This window comes from Aeromicrobium sp. WCS2018Hpa-31 (assembly GCF_031843905.1).
Classification (GTDB): Bacteria; Actinomycetota; Actinomycetes; order Propionibacteriales; family Nocardioidaceae; genus Aeromicrobium.
Map to the genome: position 1 here is coordinate 96,861 of NZ_JAVTJF010000011.1, position 16,222 is coordinate 113,082.

The 16,222-nt window shown below is 70.7% G+C and carries 17 protein-coding genes; all 17 read right to left on the reverse strand.

The window, feature by feature from the left end; genetic code table 11:
* Nucleotides 1–594: a Holliday junction branch migration protein RuvA gene (gene ruvA / locus RQG84_RS14980; protein ID WP_311210650.1), complete on the reverse strand. Its 594-nt coding sequence runs from the start codon at nt 592–594 to the stop codon at nt 1–3.
* Nucleotides 591–1,127: a crossover junction endodeoxyribonuclease RuvC gene (locus tag RQG84_RS14985; protein WP_311210651.1), complete on the reverse strand. Its 537-nt coding sequence runs from the start codon at nt 1,125–1,127 to the stop codon at nt 591–593. Before RQG84_RS14985 ends, ruvA begins: the two co-directional genes overlap by 4 nt.
* 95 nt (nt 1,128–1,222) lie before the next feature.
* Nucleotides 1,223–1,978 (reverse strand): YebC/PmpR family DNA-binding transcriptional regulator, encoded by a 756-nt coding sequence (locus tag RQG84_RS14990; RefSeq protein ID WP_311210652.1) that lies wholly within the window; start codon nt 1,976–1,978, stop codon nt 1,223–1,225.
* Nucleotides 1,979–2,019: 41 nt separating this feature from the next.
* A complete protein-coding gene (gene pdxT / locus RQG84_RS14995; protein ID WP_311210653.1) occupies nt 2,020–2,643 on the reverse strand; it encodes a pyridoxal 5'-phosphate synthase glutaminase subunit PdxT in 624 nt (207 codons plus the stop codon).
* Nucleotides 2,644–2,686: 43 nt separating this feature from the next.
* Complete coding sequence (locus tag RQG84_RS15000; RefSeq protein WP_311210654.1) at nt 2,687–3,712, reverse strand: signal peptidase I; 1,026 nt, start codon at nt 3,710–3,712, stop codon at nt 2,687–2,689.
* Between the two features lie 17 nt (nt 3,713–3,729).
* Nucleotides 3,730–4,431 (reverse strand): SipW-dependent-type signal peptide-containing protein, encoded by a 702-nt coding sequence (locus RQG84_RS15005; RefSeq protein WP_311210655.1) that lies wholly within the window; start codon nt 4,429–4,431, stop codon nt 3,730–3,732.
* The gene (locus RQG84_RS15010) at nt 4,344–5,051 is read right to left on the reverse strand and encodes an LPXTG cell wall anchor domain-containing protein (protein WP_311210656.1); all 708 of its coding nucleotides are present in this window, start codon (nt 5,049–5,051) and stop codon (nt 4,344–4,346) included. The genes RQG84_RS15005 and RQG84_RS15010 overlap by 88 nt, the downstream gene beginning before the upstream one ends.
* Nucleotides 5,048–5,602, reverse strand: coding sequence for a signal peptidase I (locus RQG84_RS15015; RefSeq protein WP_311210657.1), 555 nt, complete (start codon nt 5,600–5,602; stop codon nt 5,048–5,050). Before RQG84_RS15015 ends, RQG84_RS15010 begins: the two co-directional genes overlap by 4 nt.
* Nucleotides 5,603–5,619: 17 nt before the next feature.
* Nucleotides 5,620–6,183 (reverse strand): alternate-type signal peptide domain-containing protein, encoded by a 564-nt coding sequence (locus RQG84_RS15020; protein WP_311210658.1) that lies wholly within the window; start codon nt 6,181–6,183, stop codon nt 5,620–5,622.
* 162 nt (nt 6,184–6,345) lie between these two features.
* Nucleotides 6,346–7,275, reverse strand: coding sequence for a pyridoxal 5'-phosphate synthase lyase subunit PdxS (pdxS, locus tag RQG84_RS15025; RefSeq protein WP_311210659.1), 930 nt, complete (start codon nt 7,273–7,275; stop codon nt 6,346–6,348).
* Nucleotides 7,276–7,284: 9 nt separating this feature from the next.
* Nucleotides 7,285–8,934 carry an FAD-dependent oxidoreductase gene (locus RQG84_RS15030; RefSeq protein ID WP_311210660.1) on the reverse strand — a complete coding sequence of 550 codons (1,650 nt, stop codon included), beginning with the start codon at nt 8,932–8,934 and terminating at the stop codon, nt 7,285–7,287.
* Between the two features lie 3 nt (nt 8,935–8,937).
* Nucleotides 8,938–9,987, reverse strand: coding sequence for a diiron oxygenase (locus RQG84_RS15035; protein WP_311210661.1), 1,050 nt, complete (start codon nt 9,985–9,987; stop codon nt 8,938–8,940).
* A 77-nt stretch (nt 9,988–10,064) separates the two neighbouring features.
* Entirely contained in the window at nt 10,065–10,703 is a 639-nt protein-coding gene (gene pgsA, locus RQG84_RS15040; protein ID WP_055970521.1) for a phosphatidylinositol phosphate synthase, read from the reverse strand.
* Nucleotides 10,703–11,188, reverse strand: a complete 486-nt coding sequence (locus RQG84_RS15045) for an HIT domain-containing protein (RefSeq protein WP_311210718.1) — start codon at nt 11,186–11,188, stop codon at nt 10,703–10,705. Before RQG84_RS15045 ends, pgsA begins: the two co-directional genes overlap by 1 nt.
* Before the next feature lie 55 nt (nt 11,189–11,243).
* The gene (gene thrS, locus RQG84_RS15050) at nt 11,244–13,229 is read right to left on the reverse strand and encodes a threonine--tRNA ligase (RefSeq protein ID WP_056555103.1); all 1,986 of its coding nucleotides are present in this window, start codon (nt 13,227–13,229) and stop codon (nt 11,244–11,246) included.
* Nucleotides 13,230–13,329: 100 nt separating this feature from the next.
* Nucleotides 13,330–14,577 (reverse strand): saccharopine dehydrogenase C-terminal domain-containing protein, encoded by a 1,248-nt coding sequence (locus RQG84_RS15055; RefSeq protein ID WP_311210662.1) that lies wholly within the window; start codon nt 14,575–14,577, stop codon nt 13,330–13,332.
* Between the two features lies 1 nt (nt 14,578).
* Complete coding sequence (locus RQG84_RS15060) at nt 14,579–16,132, reverse strand: APC family permease (protein WP_311210663.1); 1,554 nt, start codon at nt 16,130–16,132, stop codon at nt 14,579–14,581.
* Between the last annotated feature and the right edge of the window lie 90 nt (nt 16,133–16,222).

The following is a 16,222-nucleotide window of genomic DNA, read 5'->3' on the forward strand; positions in this document are numbered from 1 at the left end:
TCACGCCTTGGACAACGATCGGAGGGCGAGCCGCAGCAGCTGGCCGACGTCGGGCGAGTCGCCTGCGGCGTCGGAGACGGACTCGATGGCCTTCTCGGCGTCGCGGGTGGACCACCCGAGACCCTCGAGGGCCTGCAGGACCTGCGCACGCCAGGGCGCGGCCGAGGTCCCCGACGCGGCGGACGCGGGGAGCACGGGACCGACCCGGTCCTTGAGCTCGACCACGATGCGCTCGGCACCCTTGCGACCGATGCCCGGCACGGAGGTGAGCGCGGCGTGGTCGGACTCGGCGATGGCGCGTCGCAACCGGTCCGGCGGGAGGACGGCGAGCATGGCCTGGGCCACCTTGGGGCCGATCCCGCTGGCCGTCTGCACGAGCACGAACATGTCGCGCTCCTCGGTGTCGGCGAAGCCGTAGAGGGTGAGCGAGTCCTCGCGCACCACGAGCGACGTGGCCAGCTGGGCCTGCTCCCCGAGCCGCAGCCGCGCGATCGTGCCCGGCGTGCAGTAGACGTGGTGGCCGAGACCGCCGACGTCGATGACCGCGGAGTCGAGCGAGAGGGCGGCGACCTCGCCGCGCACGTGGGCGATCATCGGACGGACTCCTTCAGCTGGGCCTGCGCCTGCTGCAGGCGGTTCTGCGCTCCCCCGCGCCAGATCTGGCAGATGGCCAGGGCCAGCGCGTCGGTGGCGTCGACCGGCTTCGGGGCCTCGACGAGCCGGAGCAGCCGGACCACCATGGCAGCCACCTGGGCCTTGTCGGCCCGACCGCTGCCGGTGACGGCGGCCTTGACCTCGCTGGGCGTGTGCAGGCGGACGTCGATGCCGTGCCGCGCGGCGACCAGCATGGCCACGCCGCTGGCCTGCGCGGTGCCCATGACGGTGCGCACGTTGTTCTGGCTGAACACCCGCTCGACCGCGACGACCGCCGGACGGTGCAGCCGGATCGCCTCCTCGAGCCCCTGCTCGAGCCGGTGCAGCCGCTTGGCCGTGTCGAGGTCGGCAGGGGTGCGCAGCACGTCGACGTGGACGAGGTGCAGCGGTCGACCGACCGAGCCCTCGACGACGCCGAGGCCGAGGCGGGTGAGCCCGGGATCGACCGCGAGCACACGCGTGGGAGAACGCATGTTCGAACGATAACCCGCTCCCCCGACGCCCCACCGGACGCCACGCCGACCGACGCACCTCCCGCCGGCACCGACGTCCGATGCTCCTGGCGGAGCTACTCCTCGTCGAGCGCGGCGAGCACCTCGTCGCTCATGTCGACGTTGGAGTAGACGTTCTGGACGTCGTCGAGGTCCTCGAGCGCGTCGACCAGCTTGATGACCTTCTTGGCGCCCTCGACGTCGACCGGCACCTCGACCGACGGGACGAAGGAGGCCTCCGCCGAGTCGTAGTCCAGACCGGCGTCCTGCAGCGCGGTGCGGACCGCGACCAGGTCGGACGCCTCGCTGATCACCTCGAACGCCTCGCCGTGGTCCTTGACCTCCTCGGCACCGGCGTCGAGCACCGCCAGGAGGATGTCGTCCTCGCCGGCGTCCTGGGCCGGCACCTGCACGACGCCCTTGCGGTGGAACATGTACGCCACCGAGCCCGGGTCGGCGAGGTTGCCACCGTTGCGGCTGACCGCCGTGCGGACCTCCATGGCGGCCCGGTTCTTGTTGTCGGTGAGGCACTCCACCAGGAGGGCGACGCCGCTCGGGCCGTACACCTCGTACGTGATCGTCGTGTAGTCGACGGCGTCCTCGCCGATGCCGCCGCCGCGCTTGACCGCACGGTCGATGTTGTCGTTCGGGACCGACGACTTCTTGGCCTTCTGGATGGCGTCGTAGAGCGTCGGGTTGCCGTCGGGGTCGGGGCCGCCCGTGCGCGCCGCCACCTCGATGTTCTTGATCAGCTTGGCGAACATCTTGCCGCGCTTGGCGTCGATCGCGGCCTTCTTGTGCTTGGTCGTCGCCCACTTGGAGTGGCCTGACATCCCCTGCCCCTTTCCGCGCCACCCTGGCGGGTGGCGGATCCCTACGTCGTCACGAGGTCCAGGAACAGGCGGTGCAGGCGCAGGTCGTCTCCCACCTCGGGGTGGAACGACGTCGCCAGCACCGATCCCTGCCGGACCGCCACGATCCTATCGGCAGCACGGTCCGTCGTGCCCGCCGCGGCACCCGGGCCGACCAGGACCGCGGCCAGCACCTCCACGCCCGGGCCCGCCTCCTCCACCCAGGGGGCGCGGATGAACACCGCGTGGACGGGGTCGTCGAAGGTCGTGAAGTCGACGTCGGCCTCGAAGGAGTCGACCTGCCGCCCGAAGGCGTTGCGCCGCACCGTGACGTCGAGCCCGCCGAAGGTGGTCTGTCCCTCGGCACCGTCGACGAGCCGGTCGGCCAGCATGATCATCCCCGCGCACGTGCCGAAGACGGGCAGCCCGTCCGCGATCCGACGGCGGAACGCGTCGGCCACCCCGAAGACGTCGGCCAGCTTGATCATCGTGGTGGACTCCCCGCCGGGGATCACCAACCCGTCGACGCGGTCGAGCTCCTCCTCGCGACGCACCGTGACGGCCCGGACGCCCAGCGCCTCGAGGGCCTGCACGTGCTCGCGGACGTCGCCCTGCAGGGCGAAGACGCCGATGGTCGGTGAGATCACCGGGACAGCGTAGTGAGGCGGTCCGCCGCACCCGCGTGGCGCCTCAGGCGTGCCCGCACCGGAAGGCCGCCCCGATGATGAGGATGCTGGCGCGACGCACCGGTGTCGAGGTCGACGTCGCAGCGACCCAGGTGGGTGAGGACGTGAGCCTGGCCGTCACGACGAGGTCGTAGTTCGTGTTCGTGCCGATCAGCCCGGTGCCGAGATCCACCTGGACGGTCGTCCCGGCTGCCTGGCCGGTCCCGGCCGTCCCCGAGGCGACCGCGGTGCCGTTGTCGGTGCGCCGGAGCACCCAGGCGTACTCGTGGCCCGCGGCGACCTGGCTCCAGGTCACGCGAGCGATGTTGCCCAGGACCAGCACCCCGTCGACGTTGGTGCAGACGGGCTGGGCCTGGGAGACGATCGTGCGGGCGGACGAGGTGGACGTCAGCGTGCCGTCGTCGGTGAACGACGCGTCGGTCGGCACCGCCCTCGACGACGAGGGCGCCGCCGCCAGGGCGACGGCGACCAGCACGGCGGCACCGCGGCCCGCGTACGGCACCGATCGACGGGCGCGGTGCGGGCGTGCCCGCCGGTGGTCGCCGGCGCGGTGGACCTCGCGACCACCACCACGACGCCAGGGCACCAGGAGCACGAGGCACAGGCCCAGGCCGGCGCCCGCGGCGAACCGCCCGGCCGGCGTCCCGACCGCCGCGACGACATGACCCGCGGCCGGCACGGAGGTCACGACGCGCTCCACCTGCTCGACGTTGTAGGCCTCGGCGTCCGGACGGGCGTTCGCGTCTCCCTTCAACGAGAGCACGACCGAGCCGGCGTCGACCGGGTCGACGTCGACCACGCGGTGGGTGACGCGCACACCGGCGGCGTTGACCACGCTCACGACGTCGCCGACCACGACCGCTCGCGCCGGGGTCGACTCGGCGAGGGCGAGGTCGCCCGCGGCGATCTGCGGGGCCATCGACCCCGAGGTGAAGACGAGGGGCGTGAGCCCGAGCACGTGGGTCGCTGCCGCCCACAGCAGGCAGAGACCGCCCAGGCAGGCCCCCACCCAGAGGACCGTCTGACGCACGCGTTCCAGCACGGTGATCAGCTCAGCTGGGTCGCGTCGAAAACGAAGGAAGCGGTGGCGGACAGACCCTGAGCCGCGTTGGCGGTGCCGCTGGGGAGCTCGACGCGGATGCAGACGTTCTCGCTCATGGTGGCGCCGGAGAGCGCGCGGGCCGACGCGATGACGTCGCTGGACGACCCGGACAGCGTCACGTTCGTGACGAGGGCGGTCCCGCCGCACGTGTTGGTCCTCAGCCCGGAGCTGCTGGCCGTTCCCGCCGACCCGGCGGTGACGGTCCACCGGAGGTAGGGGGCGAGCGCTCCCGCCGCGGTCGCCCTCGCCGTGTAGGTGAAGCCGACGGTGCTCGCGGCGCGCTGGACCGGCACCGTCACGGCGACGCTCTCGCCCGGGACCATGTCCGTCAGACCGAGCGTGGGCGTGGTCGTGGTGCCCCCCTGACCCAGGAGGTTCCCGGCGATCAGGAGGTCGAGCGAGCCCGCCTGGATGGTGCCGACGTCGAGCGCGGCGTCGTCGGTCCAGGACGCCATGGTGTTGAGCGAGCCGAGTCCCAGCACGAGCCCAGCGGAGAGAAGGACCCGGACCCGTCCTCGACGCCCTCTCGCCCTCCTGCGCCGCGGCCCCGCGTGCCGGCTCACCGCCGTACCCCCTCGTGGTCGCGCCGGCGAACCGCCAGCGAGGTCCCAGCGAGCACGAGGGCGGCGCCGAGCAGCAGGATCCACTGCTCGGTCGTCGTGCCCGTGCCGGGGAGGGCCCCGGTGGCCTCCTCGCGCGCCGGCGGGTCGAGATCGGCGTCGACCCCCGATCCGTCGAGATCGGCATCGGCGCCGCCGTCCGCGTCGGCGTCGCTCTCCCCGTCGGTACCGGCGGCGTCGGCCAGCCGCACACGGAGGTCGAGCGCCAGGCGCCGGACCTGGGACCGGTTGGTCGACGTCGGGTCGAACGTCGCGTTCACGTCGACTTCCACGACCCCGTCCTGCTCGATCTCGCGCTCGTTGAGGCGGGTGGAGGCGACGCCGTTGCGCAGTTCCACCCACGCGCCGCCGTCCGCCCGCGCCCGCAGGTCGATGTGGTCGTCGGAGAGCAGGTCGTCCTCGTCCGCGCTGCGGGCCTCGATGGTCAGGGAGGCACCGCTCGGACCCTCGTTGCGGACGAAGAAGCTCTCCGTCCGCGAGTCACCCGGAACCCACCGCACGTCAGGATCGAAGAGCGGCGCGTCCAGACCGGACGACCACGTCACCCCGTCGTCGCTGAGCCCGATCTCGTCGGCCGCGTACGCCACCGAGGCTCCGAGGAGCGTCGTCGCCGTGAGGCCTACGAGCAGCAGTCGGCCGCGCTTCACCGGGCTTCCTCCTTCGTGGTCCTGTGTTTTGCGGACGCGCCGCGGGCGACGAGGCCGGCCGCGACCATCCATCCGGCGTAGAGCAGGAGACCGGCCGCCAGGGCGTGGACCGCCGTCCGTCGCTGCGCCGGGTCGAGAGCGGTGCTGAGTCGTCCGAGGTACGGGACCGCGTACCAGACCCGACCACGTACCTGCTCCTGGCGGACCGTGCGTGCGTCGGAGACCTGGTTGGCATCGCCGCGTGTCGTGAGCACCGCCGTTCCGTCGGCCCTCACCCCCGAGCCCACCACCCTGTGGGTCACCACCGTGGGCTCCCCCGATCGCAGCTGATAGGTGATCGTGTCCCCGACGGAGATGTCGTCCATGTCGACCGGTCGGACCACCACGAGCGTCCCGGGCGGCAGCTCGGGGCGCATGGAGCCGGTGAGCACGGTGTACGGCGTGGCGCCGGCCAGGCGTGGCACGACGACCGCCACGGCCAGGGACGCGCCGACGGCGAGGATCACCGTCCAGGCCACGACCTGGACGGCGATCCGCCACCAGAGGCGCACGGGAACACCGCCGACGATCAGTTCGGGTTGTTCTGCTCGAGCGAGATCGTGATGGCGTCCAGCGTCGCCGTCACGCCCTGGGTGTCGTTGATGTTCACCGGATCGGGATCGTCCTGCGTCGTGCCGAAGGGGAACGTGACGCTGATCGTCGCGGTGATCACGCCGTCGTTCGCGTCGGTGATCGTGGCGGGCAGCGGATCGCCGAGGGCGTCGGCGTAGGTGGCTGCGACCGTCGCGTCGAAGCTCGGGGCGGCGGGGGCCACGGAGGTGAACGTGGCGGTGGCGGGCACGACGAGGTCGGCACTCAGGTTGTCGCCCGTGGCGACGACCTCGAACTCGCACTCCTTGGAGATCACGTCGCCGGGGACGACGAGGTTCACGGTCTGGCCCGCGCTCGCGCTGCCGACGGCATAGACCCAGTCGGCGTCGCAGGACTCGTTCAGCAGCTTGAGCTCACCGGACGTGACGCTGCCGCCGGGCAGGTCGACGGAGTCGCTCCAGTACGCCAGCGTCCCGGCGCCACCGAGCAGGAGGACGGCGGCCGCACCTGCGGCCAGCGCACCCTTGGTCGAGTTCTTCATCGCGTGCTCCCATGTCTCGAGGCGCGGCGCTCCCTACGCCGGCACGAGGGACGAACCCTCACCTCGAGCATGGGCCGCGAGACCTGCATCACATGGTCGTACGGGGAAAGTAGGAGACAAATCCCAAAGATCCGGGCGGAACCTGCCCGCCGCCGCGTGCTGCTACCAGCCGCGCTCGGCGAGGCGGTGCGGCTCGGGGATGTCGTCGACGTTGATGCCGACCATGGCCTCGCCCAGGCCGCGCGACACCTTGGCGACGACGTCGGGGTCGTCGTAGAACGTGGTGGCCTTGACGATCGCCTCGGCACGCTGGGCCGGGTTGCCGGACTTGAAGATGCCCGAGCCCACGAACACGCCCTCCGAGCCGAGCTGCATGACGAGCGCGGCGTCGGCCGGGGTCGCGATGCCGCCGGCGGTGAAGAGCGTGACCGGCAGCTTGCCCAGCTCCGCGACCTCCTTGACCAGCTCGAACGGGGCCTGCAGCTCCTTGGCCGCCACGTAGAGCTCGTCGTCGCGCAGCGACTGCAGCCGGCGGATCTCTCCGGTGATCTTCCGGATGTGGGTCACGGCGTTGGAGACGTCGCCCGTGCCGGCCTCGCCCTTGGAGCGGATGAAGGCCGCGCCCTCGGTGAGCCGACGCAGCGCCTCGCCCAGGCTGGTGGCACCGCACACGAACGGGACGTTGAACGCCCACTTGTCGATGTGGTTGGCGTAGTCCGACGGCGTGAGGACCTCGGACTCGTCGATGTAGTCGACACCCAGGCTCTGCAGCACCTGCGCCTCGGCGAAGTGTCCGATGCGGGCCTTGGCCATGACCGGGATCGAGACCGCCGAGACGATGCCGTCGATCAGGTCCGGGTCGCTCATGCGCGCCACGCCGCCCTGGGCCCGGATGTCGGCCGGGACGCGCTCGAGGGCCATGACGGCCACGGCGCCGGCGTCCTCGGCGATGCGCGCCTGCTCGGCGTCGACGACGTCCATGATGACGCCGCCCTTCAGCATCTCGGCCATGCCGCGCTTGACGCGGGCGGTACCGGTCGACTGGGGGCTGGTGCCGTCGGGGGACGTGGAGGGGGTCTGCTCGTTGCTCACCCCTCGAGTCTATCGGCCACCCCTGGCGGCCTCGACGACGTCCACCATCCGGCGCCGGTCCACCACCTTGCGACGCGGACGTCCTGACCTGCGCCCGGCCTCGCGCTCGTGCGCGTCGAGCAGCAGCCAGCCCTCGCGGTCGAGGACACCGGCCGTCGCCCGCAGCGGCTCCGGCCGGTCGACGGCCTCGATCCGTCCCTGCGCCACGTCGGAGAGCAGGTGGTTGACGGTCTCGAGCGAGCACGACTTGTTGGTGCCGATGAAGCCGGACGGACCGCGCTTGGCCCAGCCGACGACGTAGGTTCGCGGAAGCACGTCACCGCCCGGCACGTCGAGCACGCGTCCGCCGACGTTCGGGATGCGATGGGTCACCGGGTCGAACGGCACCCCCGGGACCGGAGCGGACCGGTACCCCACGGAACGGAGCACCGCCCGGGTGGGGATCACGTCGTGGTCGCCGGTCGGCACCGCTGCGACGACGCCGTCGGGTCCCGTCACGAGCCTCGTGCGCGTGACCTCGAGCCCGGTGACCGGCCCGTCCCCCAGCACCGCCACCGGTGCGACGAGGAAGCGCAGGACGACGTGCCGTCGAGCCGGGTCGGCCTCGGCGACCGTCCCCTCCCGCAGGAGGCGGCTCTTGACGTCGTCTCCGTCCAGCAGCTCGCGCTGCGGCACGACGACGTCGAGGTCGGGGTGGTGCAGCAGCCCGACGAGCTCGGGGACGGTGAAGGCCGCCTGGGCCGGACCGCGTCGCGCCAGCACCTCCACCACCCTCACCCTACTGACGTGCAGGGCGTCGAGGGCGTGGTCGGCGATGTCGGTGCTCGCGAGCGACTCCGGATCGCTCAGCAGCACCCGCGAGACGTCGAGCGCCACGTTGCCGTTGCCGACCACCACGATCCGGTCCCCCGACAGGTCCAGCGGTGCCTCCACGTGGTCGGGGTGTCCGTTGTACCAGGCCACCACGTCCGTGGCGGTCGCGTTGCCGGGCAGGTCCTCCCCCGGCACGTCGAGCCGCCGGTCCACGGCCGCGCCCGTCGCGTAGACCACGGCGTCATGGGTGGCGAGCAGCTGGTCGTGCGTGACGTCGGTCCCGACCTCGACCCCGAGCTCGTACGCGAAGCCGGGGTGGGACTCGATCTTCTCGAACAGTCGCCCGATGTCCTTCGTGTGCTGGTGGTCGGGTGCGACGCCGGCCCGGACGAGTCCGTGCGGGGTCGGCAGCCGGTCGAGGACGCGGACCCGCACCTGACGCTGCTTGAGCAGCTCGTCGGCCGCGTACAGCGCGGCCGGACCGGCACCGACGACGGCCACGCTCAAGCGTCGCGACCCGTCGATGCGCACGACCGGCGGAACGGGCGCCTGCGCCGGACGGGTCGGCGACTCGAGCCCGTTGCCGACGTCGGAGTCGGCGTGGAAGAGCGCGTTCAGCTCGACGAACACGCGCTCGTCGGCCGTGAGCCGTGACTCCGGCTTGATCGCCCCCACCGGGCATGCCTTCACGCAGGCTCCGCAGTCGACACAGGCCTGAGGATCGATGTAGACCATCTCGGCCGTGGCGAAGTCCGGCTCGTCGGGCGTGGGGTGGATGCAGTTGACGGGGCACGCGAAGGCGCAGGCCGCGTCACCGCAGCACGGCTGCGTGACGACGTGGGTCACGGATCAGACCGTGTCGACAGAGACGGGGTCGACCGAGGCGGGGTCGGCCAGACGCGCGGGCGGCTCGCTGCGGTAGCGGGCCGGGCGACCGTCGATCTTGAGCCAGCGCCACATGCGCCGCGAGGACCGTGTCATGAGCGTGGACTCCTCGGCCAGCATGCGCACGTCGCTGAACAGCTCGGCGAGGAACACGCGCGACTCCGGAGCGTCCCAGTAGAGCTCCTTGACGACCTTCTTCGGCACGCCCATCTCGGTGCGCAGCTCCTTCGGCGGCACCAGGATGAGGTCACCGGCGATCCGCATGATGATCGGGAACAGCATCGACATGACCCACCGGTCGACCTTCCCCAGGTTCGGGCCGCTGCGCATGACGTAGGCGTGCGCGAACGAGATGTGCCGCGCCTCCTCCGCCACGTGGATCTGCATGATGCGGCGCATGACCGGCGGGATCGTGGCGCCCTCGCGCAGCATCTTCTTCTGCGTGTGGTCGATCGGCTCCTCGCCCGCGAGCACCGCGATGAAGAAGCCGAGCGGGTACCGCGAGGCCATGAGCGGGATGATCCCGTGGATCGCCCGCATCCACCGCGGCATGCCCGGGACGTCGGCGCCGATGCGGTTGATGCACTCCTGGAACATCTGCGTGTGGTGGCACTCCTCCGTGGCCTCGTGGGTGAGGTAGCGGAACTCGGCCGACCCGTTGGGGCGGGAGAAGACGTACTGCATGATCCCGCGGATCAGGAGGTTCTCGAACTGCAGACCGACCTTGAAGATGTTCGCGTAGCGCCACATCCCGATCTCGATCTGCCGCTCGACGGGGAGCGACTTGTACCAGGGGTGGGCACCGAGCGGGTCGGCCTCCGGAAGCACCCAGTGGGCGTCGGTCGGGTCGATCGCGAAGTCCGGGTGGTCCCACGGGACGTCGACGAAGGCGTCGAAGTGACGGTCGACCGAAGCCTGGGACAGCTGGGTCAGCGTGGCCTCGTACTCGCGGCGCGTCAGCGAGGACAGCGCGTCCTGGGTGCGGTCGAGGTCCTGCTCGTCCATGAGGGTCATACCGCGAGTATGTGACCCCGATCTCTACGTGTCAAGAGTGATGTCACATTCGCGATGTCACGTTCGGTGGAGGACGGTCAGGACTCCGTCCCGGCGGGCGGGAAGGCCTGCCGGTGCACGATCGCCATGCGCTGGAACACGGTCACCAGGCTCGCGAGGGCGAGCGCCCACAGCGTGATCTCGGTCAGGACGGGCAACCCGAACAGACCGTTCAGCCCGGTCATCACGAGGATCGCGACCAGACGGTCGGCCCGCTCGGCGATGCCCCCCTTGGCCTGCATGCCCAGGCTCTCGGCGCGGGCCCGCGCGTACGAGGTGAGGTTGCCCAGCACGAGGCAGGCGAGGCTCAGGCCGAGGTAGAGGTCGGCCGGGCCGAGCGTGGTGTCGGCGTCGGCGCGCGTGTAGTAGAGCAGGAGGCCACCGAACACCGCGGCGTCGCCGACCCGGTCCAGCGTCGAGTCGAGGAAGGCCCCCCACCTCGAGGACTGGCCGGACTTGCGGGCCATGTAGCCGTCCATGAGGTCGCTGAACACGAACGCGGTGACCACCATGACACCGACGAAGAACTGCCCGCGCGGGAAGAACCACAGTGCGCCGGCACTGACTCCGAGCGTGCCGACGATCGTCACGTGGTCGGGCTTGACGCCCAGGCGCAGCAGCAGGTCGGCCAGGGGCGACCAGATGTTCGTCCAGAACTGGCGGAAGCGTTCGAGCATCAGGCGTCGTCCTCGGTCGTGGGCGTATCCCCCGGCCAGGCGTCGGCCAGGAGGTCGCGGGTGTCCTCGAGCAGCTGCGGGAGCGTCTTGGTCTGCCCGAGCACGGTCATGAAGTTGGCGTCGCCGGACCATCGGGGCACCACGTGCTGGTGCAGGTGCTGCGACAGCGAGCCGCCCGCCACTCCCCCGAGGTTGAGCCCGACGTTGAACCCGTGCGGGTTCGAGGCGGCGCGGACGGCGCGCAGGGCCTGCTGGGTGAGCGTGGCGACCTCGCAGGTCTCGTCCTCGGTGAGGTCGGTGTAGTCGGCCACGTGCCGGTTCGGGACCACCATGAGGTGGCCCGGGTTGTACGGGTAGAGGTTGAGGACCACGAAGCAGTGGGTCCCCCGGTGCACGACGAGCTCGGACTGCCGGCCGCCGGAGGCGATGCGACAGAACGGGCAGGAGTCGTCGGGCTCGGGCTCCTCGCCCCGCACGTAGGACATGCGGTACGGCACCCAGAGGCGCTCCAGGCGGTCGTCTGCAGTCACCGGTCGACCCTCAGACCTGCTCGCGCGACGCGACGGCCTCGAGGATGCGGCGCACCGCGTCGTCGACCGGGACGCCGTTCTCCTGCTCCCCGTTGCGGTAGCGGAACGAGACGGCGTCGGCCTCGACGTCGTTGTCGCCGACGATGAGCATGAAGGGCACCTTCTGCGTCTGCGCGGTGCGGATCTTCTTCTGCATGCGCTCGTCGGAGTCGTCGACCTCGAACCGGATGCCGGCACCCTTGAGCCGCTGGCCCAGGGTGTACAGGTACTCGGCGTGGCGCTCCGCGACCGGGATGCCGACGGCCTGCACCGGGGCGAGCCACGGAGGGAAGGCGCCCGCGTAGTGCTCCACGAGCACGCCGAGGAACCGCTCGATCGAGCCGAACTTGGCCGAGTGGATCATCACCGGCTGCTGGCGGGTGCCGTCGGCGGCCACGTACTCGAGGTTGAACCGCTCGGGCGACGGCTGGTTGAAGTCGTACTGCACGGTGCCCATCTGCCAGGTGCGGCCGATGGCGTCACGGGCCTGGACCGAGATCTTGGGGCCGTAGTACGCCGCTCCTCCCGGGTCGGGCACGAGCTCGATGCCGGTCTCCGCGGCCACGTCGGCGAGCACCTGCGTGGCGACCTCCCAGTCCTCGTGGGAGCCGATGAACTTGTCCTTGCGGTCGTCGCGGGTGGACAGCTCGAGGTAGAAGTCGTCGAGCCCGAAGTCCCGCAGCAGGCTCAGCATGAAGTTCAGCAGGTGGCGGATCTCGTCGGGCGCCTGCTCGGGGGTGACGTACGAGTGCGAGTCGTCCTGCGCGAACCCGCGCACGCGGGTGAGGCCGTGGATGACGCCCGACTTCTCGTTGCGGTACACGTGCCCGAACTCGAAGAGCCGCAGCGGCAGCTCGCGGTACGACCGCTGTCGCGAGCGGTAGATGATGTTGTGCATCGGGCAGTTCATCGCCTTGAGGCGGTACTCCTGGCCGTCCACGTCGAGCGAGGGGAACATGCCCTCGCCGTAGTAGGGCAGGTGGCCGGAGGTGTGGAAGAGCCCCTCCTTGGCGATGTGCGGGGTGCCGACGTACTCGAAGCCCTCCTCGATGTGCCGACGACGGACGTAGTCCTCCATCTCGCGCTTGATGACGCCACCGCGCGGGTGGAAGACGGGCAGTCCGGAGCCGATCTCGTCGGGGAAGCTGTAGAGGTCCAGCTCGGTGCCCAGCCGACGGTGGTCACGACGCTGCGCCTCCTCCAGGCGGTGCAGGTAGTCCTCCTGCGCCTCCTTGGTGGGCCAGGCGGTGCCGTAGATGCGCTGCAGCTGCTTGTTCTTCTCGTCGCCGCGCCAGTAGGCGGCGGCCGAGCGCATGAGCGTGAAGGCCGGGATGCGCTTGGTGGTGGGCAGGTGCGGGCCCCGGCACAGGTCCTTCCACGCCAGGGAGCCGTCGCGCTTGACGTTGTCGTAGATGCTGAGGCCGCCCTCGCCCACCTCGACGCTGGCACCCTCGGTGGAGCCGGCCTGCGACTTGAGACCGATGAGCTCGAGCTTGTACGGCTCGTCCGCGAGCTCGGTGCGGGCGTCGTCGTCGCTGATCTCGCGACGGTCGAACCGCTGGCCCTCCTTGACGATCTTCTTCATCCGCGACTCGATGGCCTGCAGGTCCTCGGGCTTGAACGGCTCCTCGACGTCGAAGTCGTAGTAGAAGCCGTCGGTGATCGGCGGACCGATGCCGAGCTTGGCGTCCGGGAAGAGCTCCTGCACGGCCTGCGCCATGACGTGGGCGGCCGAGTGGCGCAGCACGTCGAGGCCGTCGGGGCTGTCGATGGCGACGGGCTCCACGGTGGATCCGTCGACGAGGACGGTGGACAGGTCCCGCAGCTCGCCGTCGATGCGGGCGACGACCACGTCGGGCTGCTCGGCGAAGAGCTGCCACGCCTTCGTCCCGTCGTCCACGGTCTGGGAGGTGGGTTCTGCCCCGGCCTCGACGGCGACGTGCACGGTGACGGACATGGCGGTGCTCCATTCGGTTCTCGACGACCCCTACGACTGGGCCGTGCTGCTTGCCACCACCCTAGGGGGCCCGCGCAGGTCCTCGCAGGTCAGGACGACCTCAGGAGTCGCGCTGGCCCCACGGGGCGCCGTACTCGGTGAGCAGCTCCAGGAACGGCACGGCGTCGAAGGCCTCCGGGCCGAGCACGCCGGCGCCGCTCCAGGTGCCGTTCGCGAGCAGCTCGAGCGCCACGACCGGGTTGACCGCCGTCTGCCACACGACGCACTGGTGCCCGTACTCGCGCATCGCCCACTCGTTGTCGACCACGTGGTAGAGGTACGTCTCGCGCTCCTCACCGTCCTTGCCGACACCGGTGACCCACAGCCCGGCGCACGTCTTGCCGGTCATCTGCGGACCGATGGTGGCCGGATCGGGCAGGCAGGCCGCCACCACGTCACGCGGAGAGACCATGACCGGGCCGTCGGCCGACGCCACCTGCACGGGGTCGGTCCGGTCGAGGCCGACGTCGTGCAGGGCGCGCAGGACGTTGATGAAGTCCTCGCCCAGGCCGTACTTGAACGTCACGCGCTCGGCATCGACCCAGCGCGGCATCAGGAGCACCTCCTCGTGCTCGACGTTGACGCACTCGACCGGTCCGATCCCCTCGGGGAACTCGAAGACCTCGGGCTCGGAGAACGGCGGCGTCGTGAACCAGCCGCCGTCGGGCTCGTCGGCTCGCGCCTTCTCCCAGATGACGGGCGGGTTGAGGCACTCCTCGATCGTGGTCCAGATCGAGAACGAGGGGGCGAACAGCTCGTTGCCGTCCTCGTCGTGCACGGCCAGGTTGGCGCCATCGCGCGTGCCGAGCTCGCGGATGGAGCTGAAGAGGTGGTCGGCGGCGTAGCGCGCGAACACGTCGGAGAGCCCGGGCTCGACGCCCATGCCCACGAGGGCGAGACGACCGTCGGACTCCCACTGGTCGGCCACCGCGAACTGCTCGTCGCCGAGCTTCACGCCGACCTTGGCGTACGGCTCCTCCGGGTGCCGGCGCGACAGCGACATGGCCATGTCGACGTAGTCGGCGCCTGCGGCGTGCGCGCCCTCGAAGACCGGCATGACGAAGCGCGGGTCGACGGCGTTCATCACGTGCGTGACGCCGTGGTCGCGGCACAGCGTCGCGACGGCGTCGGCGGACGACGCGTCCACCTGTGCGGAGACGAAGCGGTCGTCGTCGAGCGCGTCGACCGCCTTGTCCGCACGCGCCCGGTCGTAGTCGGCGACCACGATCGTCTCGAAGAAGTCGCGTCGCGCGGCGATGGCGGTGAACGCCGCCCCCACGCCACCCGAGCCGACCAGCAGGATCCTCATGTCACTCCCCGTCCTTGGGCAGCGCAGCGCCCGGCCGTGTCGGACCCAGTGCAGCGAGGGCCACCGCGTCCGAGACCGTCTCGAAGCCCTTGCGGCTGAAGAACGCCGCGCCCACCGAGAACCGCCACACGAGCATGAGCACGAGACCGAGACCGAGGAAGAACACGGCGATCGCGAGCGGCAGACCCACCCCCAGCACCGAGGTGCCGCTGTAGGACGCCTCGGGGTCGGCGAGGGAGCGCACCGACTCGAACAGCAGGTAGAAGAGCGTCGCGGCACCCACCAGCGGGCCGACCCCGATGAACAGGAACGCCTTGACCGACGTGAACAGGCGGCGTCGCCAGTAGATCGCGCACGCCACGCCGGTGAGGGCGTAGTAGAAGGCGATCATGAGCGAGAGCGCCGAGATCGAGTCGAACAGGAAGTTGTCGCTCACCGCGCTCGCGCCGACGTACCAGAGGATCGCGACGCCGCCGATGAACCACGTGCTGAACGACGGCGTGCCGTAGCTCGGGTGGATGCGCGAGAAGATCTTCGGGAACGCCCCGGCGCTCGCCATCGACAAGGAGACGCGGGACGCGGGCAGGATCGTCGTCTGGGTGGACGCGATGCCCGAGGTGATGATCGACAGCAGGAGGATGAACGCGAACGGTCCGAGCACCAGGTCCCCGATGGCGCCGAACAGGGCGTCGTCGTCGTCGTAGCCGGTCACGAAGTCCACGCCACCGGCGGCGATGGTGACGATGCCGACCCCGAGGTACGTGACCACCAGGATCACCGTGCTCCAGATCCCGGCCCGGCCGGGAGCGGTGTCGCCGTCCTCGGACTCCTCCGACAGGTTGACCGCGCTCTCCCAGCCCCAGTAGATGAACACGCCGATGAGCAGCCCGCTGACCAGCTGGTCGGAGGTCAGGCCCGACGGGCTGAGCCAGCTCCAGTCGGGGTTGGTCGCCCCGGAGGGCAGGTTGCCCATGAACAGACGCACGACCGCCACGAGGACGAACAGCAGCAGTGCACCGACCTGGGCGAAGACGAGCCAGACCTGGAACTTGGCCGACGCCTCGGTCCCCCGGACGCAGAGCCACGTCATGACCAGCACGATCACGACGGCCACGGTGATGACGACGGTGCGGTTCGCGGCGAGGTCGTCGGCGCCGACCATGACGAACAGGTAGCGCGCGGCCACGTCGGCGAGGGAGCCGATCACGAGGACGCCGGTGGTGAAGACGGCCCAGCCGCCGATCCAGCCGATCCAGGGCCCCATCGCCCGCGTGACCCAGGAGAACGTCGTTCCACAGTCCGTGTCGGCGCGGTTCATGTAGAGGAACGCGCCGGCGATGAGGAACATCGGCACGAACGACAGCCAGATCACCGCGGGCGCATGGATGCCGGCCACGACCACCATCGAGCCGAGGACCGCGGCGATCGAGTAGGCCGGCGCCGTGGCGTCGAGCCCGATCGACAGTCCCTCCCAGAACCCGATCGCGTTGGCCTTCAGACCCTTCTTGCCTGCCGTGGTCGTGCTGCCCGGCCCGGTTCCCTCGACCTCAGACATGACGCTCCTCTGCTCCGCCGACGATGACCGAACTCTGCACCTCGCCAACGGAATCCGCAAGAGTCGTCACACGATCGTTACGCAATCAGA

Coding starts and splice junctions, on each gene's coding strand:
- ruvA (WP_311210650.1), bottom strand. CDS start 594: ATGATCGCCCACGTGCGCGGCGAGGTCGCCGCCCTCTCGCTCGACTCC.
- RQG84_RS14985 (WP_311210651.1), bottom strand. CDS start 1,127: ATGCGTTCTCCCACGCGTGTGCTCGCGGTCGATCCCGGGCTCACCCGC.
- RQG84_RS14990 (WP_311210652.1), bottom strand. CDS start 1,978: ATGTCAGGCCACTCCAAGTGGGCGACGACCAAGCACAAGAAGGCCGCG.
- RQG84_RS15020 (WP_311210658.1), bottom strand. CDS start 6,183: ATGAAGAACTCGACCAAGGGTGCGCTGGCCGCAGGTGCGGCCGCCGTC.
- RQG84_RS15035 (WP_311210661.1), bottom strand. CDS start 9,987: ATGACCCTCATGGACGAGCAGGACCTCGACCGCACCCAGGACGCGCTG.
- pgsA (WP_055970521.1), bottom strand. CDS start 10,703: ATGCTCGAACGCTTCCGCCAGTTCTGGACGAACATCTGGTCGCCCCTG.
- RQG84_RS15045 (WP_311210718.1), bottom strand. CDS start 11,188: ATGTCCTACGTGCGGGGCGAGGAGCCCGAGCCCGACGACTCCTGCCCG.
- thrS (WP_056555103.1), bottom strand. CDS start 13,229: ATGTCCGTCACCGTGCACGTCGCCGTCGAGGCCGGGGCAGAACCCACC.
- RQG84_RS15055 (WP_311210662.1), bottom strand. CDS start 14,577: ATGAGGATCCTGCTGGTCGGCTCGGGTGGCGTGGGGGCGGCGTTCACC.
- RQG84_RS15060 (WP_311210663.1), bottom strand. CDS start 16,132: ATGTCTGAGGTCGAGGGAACCGGGCCGGGCAGCACGACCACGGCAGGC.